This window comes from Pseudomonas sp. XP1, from assembly GCF_053557675.1.
On the sequence record NZ_JBNRIJ010000061.1, the window covers coordinates 3,206 to 12,591 of the forward strand.

The window sequence follows — 9,386 nt, forward strand, 5'->3', positions numbered from 1 at the left end:
TCGAAAATACCCTGGCGGGGCTCGACCAGGCTGAAGCAGTGCTTGGCGCGGGTGATGCCGGTGTATACCAGCTCCTTGGTCAGCACCGGGTTGAGCGCATCCGGCAGCACCAGCGCGGTGTGGCCGAACTCCGAGCCCTGGGACTTGTGTACGGTCATGGCGAATACCGTTTCCACTTCGTTCAGCCGGCTGGGCAGGACGAAGCGCACGCCGCCGCTGCCGTCGTTACGCGGGAAGGCCACGCGCAACAGGGGTTCGCCGTGCTCGTCCGGCAGGCGCAGGGCAATGCCGATATCGCCGTTCATCAGGCCCAGGCCGTAGTCGTTGCGTGTTACCAGCACCGGGCGCCCTTCGTACCAGGGCTGCTGGCTGTCGATCAGACCGGCATTGTGCAGCACCCGCGCTACCCGCTCATTGAGGCCTTCAACACCCCAGGCGCCCCGGCGTACCGCGCACAGCAGCTGGAAGTCCTCGAAGCTGTGCAGCACCTTGCCCGCCCATTGCTCCCACGCGGGGGCGTCGACGGCGGTGCCGAGTGCCGGGCGGAAGCGGCCAAGGGTGCGCAGGTAGCTGCGGTAGCCCTGCGGGCCATCGCTGCCGCGGTTGAGGCCGTCGAGCAGCAGGCGGTCGAAGGCGCGGTCCTGTTCGTGCTTCAGGGCCAGGCTGTGCACATCGGGTGGCGGCGCAGCCAACAGGCTGCGCGCCGCATGGGCGTCCTGGCGGTTGACCAGCCGGGCCAGCTGGCCGATGCCGCTGCCTTCGCCGAAACGCCGCGAGAAGCGCAGCATCACCACCTGCTGGGCCAGCGGGTTGCGTTGCTCATCGCCGGCCTTGAGGCCACTGCCCGCCAGCGACTCGCCACCGACCTGCTCCAGCCATGCCTCGGTCGCCGGCGAGTAACAGCCCTCCTCGGCATCCCGGCACAGGTCACCCAGTACCGCACCGGCCTCGACCGAGGCCAGCTGGTCCTTGTCGCCCAGCAGTACCAGGCGCGCCCGTGGCGGCAGGGCATCGAGCAGGTTGGCCATCATTTCCAGGTCGATCATCGACGCTTCGTCGACCACCAGCACGTCCAACGGCAGCGGGTTGCCGGCATGGTGGCGGAAGTGCCGCGAACCAGGGCGGCTGCCGAGCAGGCGGTGCACGGTGCTGACCTCGGTGGGGATATGCCCGCGCACCTCGGCGCTGACCTGCAGGCGCTCGACCTGCTGGCCAATGGATTCGGTCAGACGCGCGGCCGCCTTGCCGGTCGGCGCGGCCAGGCGAATGCGCAGCGGCCTGCCCTGCTCCACCGCCGGCGCCTGCAGCAAGGCCAGCAGGCGCACCACGGTAGTGGTCTTACCCGTGCCAGGGCCGCCGGTGATGATGCTGAAGCCGGCGCGGGTGGCCAGGGCACAGGCAAGCTTCTGCCAGTCCACCTGGCCAGCCGGCGCACCACCGTCGAACAGTTGCGCCAAACGGCCAGGCAGGTCGGCCGGAGGCGCTTCGGCCTGGGTCAGGCGCTGGCGCAGGATATGGTCGATGCGCCGCTCGTAACTCCAGTAACGGCGCAAGTACAGACGCTCGCCGCTGAGCACCAGAGGCCGCGCCTGCTGGCCCGGGGAATCCCCTGCGGCCACCAGCGAGCTGGCGGCAATGCGCTGACGCCAGGCGTGCAGGTCAAGGTTGGCCAGCAACTGCGAGGGCAACAGCAAGGGGCCGGTCAAGGCGTCGCCTTCAGGCGGCAACGACAGGGCAAAATCGGGCTCGGCCAGGGTTTGCTGCAGGTCGAGGCAGACATGGCCGTGGCCCAGTTGGTGGCTGGCCAGGGCGGCGGCCAGCAACAGCAGGGGGTCGCTACCGGGGGCTCGCTCCTCCAGGAACGATACGAACGCACGGTCCAGGGCACGCAGCCAGCCCCGCTCTACCCAGCGGTCGAGCAGTTGCAGGAGGTCGCCGCTGTCATGCTGTGGCGCCAAGGCGAGCAGGTGCTCGGCGTGCAGCGGGGTGGGCAACAAGTCGACGAGGCTTCGGCTCATATCACGGCTCCGGCAAACAGGTCCTGCTGTACCGGCGGATGCTCGCCGCGGAACAGCGCATCGAGGCTTTCGATCAGCTCGCGCGGTGGCTTGGTGTGATAAACGCCGTGGCCGCTGCTGCTGGCGCCTCTCAGGAAGATGAACAGGGCGCCGCCGACATGGCGGTCGTAGTCGTAGTCCGGCAGGCGGGCGCGCAACTGGCGGTGCAGGGCCAGCAGGTACAGTACGTATTGCAGGTCGTAGCGATGTTCGAGGATGGCCTTTTCCATGGCCAGGGCATCGTAGGCCTGGATATCCGGGCCCAGCCAGTTGGACTTGTAGTCGGTCACATAGTAACGCCCGTCCAGTTCGAAGGCCAGGTCGATGAAGCCTTTGAACATGCCATTGAGCACGGTCGGCTGCGCCGCCGGGCGTGCCAGGCCGGGGTGGGTGTGGCGTACCACCAGGCGGTCGAGTTGTTCGGCATCGACCTGGTGGCTGGCGAACCAGAACTCCATTTCGATCTGATAGTGGCACAACTGCCCTAGCGTCACGCCGAGGTCGTTGCCCGGCAACGGCAGCGCTTCGCCCAGCAGGCGCTGCAGCCAAAGCGTCAGGGTGGGAATCCAGCCGGTCCAGTCGCGACGGTTGCAGCGCTGGCCAACGGTTCGCTCGATCAGCCGTGCATTGCCGCTGACCTGGCTGAAGCCCTCGCGGCCCGCCCATTCCAGCAAGCCATGCAGGAAGGTGCCGGGGTTGGGCCCGCGCGGGAAGCGGTGAATATCGCCACTGTCGGCCGGGACCTCGCGCAGCACCTGGGTATCGACCACTTCATCATCCAGTAACTGCTGGGCTTGGGAGCTGTCGGCACCGAGGGTCTGGTCGCCGACGCGCAGGGCGCTGTACGAGGCAATCCACCAATGCTCGGCGCCCGCTGCGCGACGCGGCTTGCGGGCAGGCAGCAGCTCATGCTCGGTGTGCGGCATGCGATACAGCTGTTCATCTGCCAACGGCAGGCCTGGGCAAGAGATGTGCGGGCAGGTCTTGGCCAAGGCCTGCAACCAGTCCGTCAGTTGCGACGAGCCCGGCAAGGCGAGGCCACCACCCAGCAGGTAACCGAACGCCGAACGATGCAGGTGCGAGCTCTTCTGGTTGCCCCGCTTGAGGTCGGCGACACCCAGCCAGCAGGCATGCTGGGCGCGGGTCAGGGCCACGTAGAGCAGGCGCAGGTCTTCGGCCAGTCGCTCGTCGTCGGCGCGTTCGATCTGTTCCTGGTCTGGGGTGAGGGTGAGATGGGCGTTGCCCTGGCTATCATGCCAGGCCAGCGGCAGGCGGCTACCGTCCACCGGTTTGCTGGTGCAGATGAACGGCAGGTAGACCAAGGGGTATTCCAGGCCCTTGGACTTGTGGATGGTCACCACTTTCACCAACTGCTCATCGCTCTCCAGACGCAGGATCTGCTCTTCACCGGCCTGGCCGGAACTGGCCAGGTGCTCGGCCAGATGTCGGATCAGTGCCTGTTCGCCGTCCAGTTCGCCAGCGGCCTGTTGCAGCAGCTCGGCCAGATGCAACAGGTTGGTCAGCACCCGCTCGCCATCGCTGCGGCGGATCAGTGTGCGCGGCAGCTGGAAGTCATGCAGCAGGTGCCGCAGCATCGGCAGCACGCCCTGGCGCTGCCAGGTGTCGCGGTAACGGCGAAAACGCATGACCCAGTCCTCCCAGACCCGCTCGTCCTGATTCAGGCGGTCCAGCGCAGCCAGAGACAGATCAAGGGTAAGGCTGGCCAGGGCAGCCTTGAGCAGGCGCTCCGAGTCGGGTTCGGCGCAGGCCTTTAGCCAGGCCAACAGGTCGTGGGCTTCCTGGGCGGCGAATACCGAATCCTTGTCGGACAGGTACACACTACGCACCTCGCGCGCGGCAAGCTCGGTGCGGACCATCTGCGCTTCATGGCCATCGCGCACCAGGATGGCGATGTCCGATGGCAGACACGGGCGCAGTTCGCCCTCGGCACTCTGGAAACCAGCCGTGCCCTGCTGCCCACCATTGAGCAAGGCGACGATATGGCTGGCGCAGCTGGCTGCCAGCTGCTGGCGATACACGCTGGCGGAGACAGGCTCTTCGCTTTCCAGATGCCAGCACTGCAGGGCTGCACAGGTTTCACCGTCGATCAACAGTTGCTCGCCACGGCCTTTGGCGCGGACCTCGATGAACGGCAAAGGGTTGTCATCGGCCTCGCGGAACAGGAACGCGCCACGCCCTGCCGCACGCGCCTCGGCCTGGAGGAACACGTGGTTGACCGCCGCGACCATGGCCTTGCTGGAGCGGTAGTTGGTGTCCAGGCTGTGCAGACGGCCACTCGTGGCACGACGGGCGGCGAGGTAGGTGTAGATGTCGGCGCCACGGAAGGCATAGATCGCCTGCTTGGGGTCACCGATCATGAACAAGCCGGTTTCGCGCCGGTTTTCGCTGATCTGGTAGATGCGCTCGAAGATGCCGTACTGCACCGGGTCGGTGTCCTGGAACTCGTCGATCAACGCCACCGGGAACTGTTCGCGGATCAGGCTGGCCAGGCGCTCGCCGGCCTCGCTGGCCAGGGCGTGCTGCAGGCGCAGGAGCATGTCGTCGAAACCCATTTCCGCACGCCGGCGCTTCTCCACTTCGAAGCGTGCCGATACCCAGTTGGCGGCATGCTCGAGCAATGGGGCATCCGGGCTGTCCAGGGCCTGCAACTGTTGCTGCAAGCTCTGCATGGCATTGAGGGCCGGGTGCTCGGGTGGCTCGCCCTTCCAGGCTTCGGCCATGCCCGCCGGGGTCAGGCGGGTAAAGCCGGTGCCCAGGTCGAGCTCCACCAGTTGTGCGTCTGCGGCCCAGGCGCAGAGCTTGTCGAACCAGGGCTCGAAGTAACGGGCCTGCATCTTGCGGCCATCGACCTGTTTGGCGGCCAGTGCATCACGGCAGATCTGGCGCAATTCCTCGGCCCATTGCGCCCAAGGCGCCTTGAGCCGGGCCAACTGCTCGCCACGCTGCTGCAGCGATGCCTGAATCAGTGCCGCCGGCTCTGGCCCGTCCTGCTGGGCGCGCACGCGGCCGAACAGTGGGCGGATCCGCGGCAGCAAGGCGTCGGGGCTACCCCAGTGGCCACGCACCCAGGCCAGCGCGTCGCCTTGCATGCCGTAGCAGAAGCGCCGCCAGTAGTCGCGCATGACTTGACCCAGCAGTTCGCTGTGGTCGGTTTCCAAGGTCTGGGTGAACAGGCTGCCGCTGTCGAAGGCATGTTCGCGCAGCATGCGCTGGCACCAGCCGTGGATGGTCGATACCGCTGCTTCGTCCATCCACTGCACAGCGATTTCCAGGCGCCCGGCACAGCGTGGCCAGGCTTCTTCCGGGTAGTCGTCACGCAGCTGGTGCAGCAGCGGGTCGGCCGCTACCAGCTCGCCACGGAAGAACCGCGCAGCTTCGGCCAGGCGGGCGCGGATACGTTCGCGCAGTTCTTTGGTGGCGGCGTCGGTGAAAGTCACCACGAGGATTTGCGGTGGCAGCAACTCGCGGTCGAAGCCCTGCTCGCCACCGTGACCGAGGATCAGGCGCAGGTAAAGCGCCGAAATGGTGAAGGTCTTGCCCGTGCCGGCGCTGGCCTCGATCAGCTGGCTGCCATGCAGGGGGAAACTCAGTGCCAGGGGACGGTCCTGGGTCATGCGCCTTTCTCCGGGTTGCCCAGGGTCTGCCACGGGGCGTTGAACAATGGGCGGTACAAGGCTTCGCACCAGCCTTCGAAGGTTTCATCAGCGGTGAGCGCGGCAAAGTCACGGAACTGCCGGGCCAGGGCGACGCTTTCACTGCGCTCGCCGAAGCTGGTGCGCTCGTCGCCTTCGTAGGCGCGGGCAGCAGCAGCCAAGGCTTTGTCGCTATCGTCCTGGGCCAGCCAGGCAAACGCGGTCTTGGCCGCGACCGGCAACGGCGCATTCATCGCCGCCTGACGGGCTACCAGCAGGTCGCCCAGCAATTGCGCCGCCTGCGCTTGCGGCAGTGGCGCAAGCAGCAGGGTCAGGTCGCTGGCCACCAGCGCACTGTTATAGGGGTAGCCCGCCGCGCAGGCCGCCAGGTGCGTGACCCAGGGCGCGATCAGGCGGTGCCACTTCAGGGCGTTGCGCCCGGCACTGATGGTATTGGGTACGGTGGTGATGCTGAGCAGGCTCTGGTCATCCGCCTGGAACACCCGCCCCAGCCAGCCTTCGAGGCGGTGCCGGCCGTGCTCGAAATGCACTGGCAATGCCCCCTCGACCAGCTGCGACCAGCGCTGTAATAGCTGGCGGTGGCGTTGCAGCAAGTCTGGCAGGGGCTCGATCAGCTCGCGCTGCAGCAGTTCGCCAAAGCCGGCCAGCGGCAGCACGCCACAGGCCTGCAAGCGTCGGGCCTGTGCCTGCAGGGCCTGTTCGGCATTGTCCGGCTCGGCCAGCGCTACACCCAGCAGGCTTTCACTGGCGCCGTAGCGTTGCAGGGTGTCAAGGACGAAGGGTTCCTCGTCCGGGGTCGGTGCTTCCAGCGCTTCGAAGTACACCTTCAGACGCTGGCTGAAGAAGTGCCGCACCGGGTGGCGCAGGAAGTCATTCAGCTGGGTCAGGCTCAAAGCCTCATCGTCATGGTATGGCGGCAGGCCGGGGTCAGCCTGCTCGTCTTCCTGGCCCTGCTGGTGCAGCAGTTGCCATTCGTGGGCAAAGCTGAACAGTGGGCTCCCCTTCTGGAAGTAGCGTGGGCTGAACGGTTGCAGCGGGTGCTCTTGGGTCAGTGCGTGCAGCAGTTGCTCACCTGGTTGTGCTGGCTGCCCCGGCTCCGCGCCTGCCAGCTGCCAGCCGGCTCCAAGGTGATCGCGCAACTGGCCGATCAGTACCGAGGCCGGGCGTTCACTGTTGTCGCGAATGCTGCGCCCGACCCAGCTGACATATAGCTGGTCGCGGGCCGACAACAGCGCCTCTAGCAGCAGATAGCGATCATCCTCACGGCGCGAGCGGTCACCGGGACGGTAGTCGCTGGCCATCAGGTCGAAGTCGAGCGGCTGTTGGGCGCGGGGGTAATCGCCATCGTTCATGCCCAGCAGACAGACCACCCGGAACGGGATGGCGCGCATCGGCATGAGGGTGCAGAAATTCACCGAGCCGGCGAGGAAGCGTTGGGACAACTTGCCCTGATCGAGGCCCGACAGCCAGGCTTCGCGCACCACGGTCAACGGCAATGGGTCTTGCAGGCCGACGGCCTCGCACACTTCGAGCCAGCTATCACGCAGATCCTGCAACTGCATCAGCAGGAACTCATCGTGCTCGCCCTCGGCCAGGAAAAATACTTGCAGCAAGGCATGCAGGCGCTCGCCCCACTGGCTGACAGTGGCAGGCTCGGACAAAGCGTTGCTGGCCACTTCGAGGGCGTCCAGCAAGGCGACCAGCGGGCCGATCAGTGCCGCATCAAGACCACCGATTTCATCGTAGGGTTCGATGCCGTCACAGGCCTCACCCACGCCTACGGCATAACCCAACAGCATGCGCCTCAGGCCGAACCGCCAGCTGTTCTGTTCCAGCCCGGCGGGCAAGCCGAGGCTGGCCCGCTGCTCGGCATTGAGGCCCCAGCGGATGCCGGCCCCCTCGATCCAGCGGTGCAGCGTGGGCAGGTCGTTTTCGCGTATGCCGAAACGGGCGCGGACTGCCGGCACATCCAGCAGGTCGAGCACTTCGCTGACCGCGAAGCGGCTGTCCGGCAGCTTGAGCAGGTGTTCGAGGGCAATCAGCAAGGGTTCGCGACCACGCTGGCCCTGGTCGGTCAGGGTGAACGGGATGTACCGCGGATCGTTGCGTTGCAACTGGCCGAATACGGCGCGGATGTGCGGCGCATAGCTATCGATGGCCGGCAACATGACGATCACGTCACGCGGGCGCAGGGTTGGGTCGGCGCTGAAACGGGCCAGTAGCTGGTCGTGGAGGATCTCCACTTCGCGTTGCGGGCTGTGGGCGATGTGAAAGCGGATCGAGCGGTCCTTGGCCGGGTCGACTGGATGCCACCGCTCGCGGGTTTCGGCGAGCGGACGCAGTTCGAGGATGTCGTCCTGCAACTGGTTTAGCAGCGTAGTAGGCGAGCCGTCGCTGAACAGGTCGATGCGACCGTCGCTGAACACACCCTGATAACTGCCGGGGTCATCGTAGCTGTCGAGCAGGTTGATGTAGTCGCGGCCCTGTTTGCCCCAGGCGGCCAGCAAAGGGTGGGCGTGCTGGTGCAGCGACTGGTCGTCCAGTTGCAAGGGCATACCCTGCTTGCGTTGCTGGCGCTTGTACTGGTGGCGCAGCAGGTCCTTGTCGGCAACGATATCGGCCCAGTGGTGGCGGCAAGGGTTGTGCACGCACAGCAGCACCTGGCTGAAGCGCGCCAGGCCGGCCAGTGCTTCGAGGGCCTGGGCTGGCAGCGAGGAGATGCCGAATACGATCACCCGGGCCGGCAGACCGGCAGGCGCCTGCCCCAAGCTGTTGATCCGTTCGATGAAGCGTTGATGTACGCCGGCACGGCTCTGCGCCATGCCCTGCTCGCCAACGTCCTCCAGCAATGCGCGCCACAACTCGGCCTGCCAGCGGTTGCCCGGGGGCAGTGCCTTGCGTTCACCGCGGGCGGTGTTGAGGATGTGCTCGCCAGCGGCCCAGTCCTTGAGCCAGTCGGCTCGGTATACCTGATATTGGTCGTACAGGTCGGCCAGGCGCTCGGCGAGCTGATAGCGCTTGCGCAGGTCGCTGTCGTCGGTGAGGAAGCGTCGCAACGGCTCGAAATGCGGGCGTTCGATCAAGGCCGGGAGCAGGCGCATCAGACGCCAGGTCAGCGGTGCCTTGTCGAGCAGGGAGACTTCGGGAATTTCGTCACGGCCCAGCACGCTGCGGTACAACTGCCACATGAAGCTGCCCGGCAATTGCACGTCGATGGCGGCGGCGATGCCACAACCGCCCTGGTCGTCGTCCTGAGGGTCTTCGGCAAGCGCCAGTTTGAGCCATTGGGCAATGCCATTGCTTTGGACCAGAGCGATTTCGTTTTCCAGGGGTGCCAGGGGATAGCGACGCATCCAGCTCACCACCAGGCTGCGCAGGTCGTCGAGGCGGTTGCCGTGGACGATCATGAAGCCGGAGTGGAGGTGAGTGGTATTGGGCATCGGGAGGCCTCTGGCTGACGCTGGGGATGAGGGGAAACGATATCACGTAGGTACCATACGGAGAGCATGGCGCAGTGCCATCAACCGATTGGCAAGGCATCGGAGGAACCCTGTAAGCGGCCTTGCGCCGTCCCTGTGGGAGCGGCTTTAGCCGCGAAGCGGGCGACGCGGTGGATGGCACCGGCTTTGCCGGTGTTCGCGGGTGAACCCGCTCC

The 9,386-nt window shown here is 66.3% G+C and carries 3 protein-coding genes; all 3 read right to left on the reverse strand.

The features are described from left to right. Positions 1-2,018 (reverse strand): exodeoxyribonuclease V subunit alpha (gene recD / locus ACK1U9_RS25275; RefSeq protein WP_449110264.1); only part of this gene is annotated, 2,018 nt, incomplete at its 3' end. After that, a complete protein-coding gene (recB, locus tag ACK1U9_RS25280; RefSeq protein ID WP_108479975.1) occupies positions 2,015-5,692 on the reverse strand; it encodes an exodeoxyribonuclease V subunit beta in 3,678 nt (1,225 codons plus the stop codon). The genes recD and recB, both read right to left, overlap by 4 nt. Continuing rightward, a complete protein-coding gene (gene recC / locus ACK1U9_RS25285; RefSeq protein ID WP_108479976.1) occupies positions 5,689-9,171 on the reverse strand; it encodes an exodeoxyribonuclease V subunit gamma in 3,483 nt (1,160 codons plus the stop codon). Before recC ends, recB begins: the two co-directional genes overlap by 4 nt. Positions 9,172-9,386: the final 215 nt, after the last annotated feature.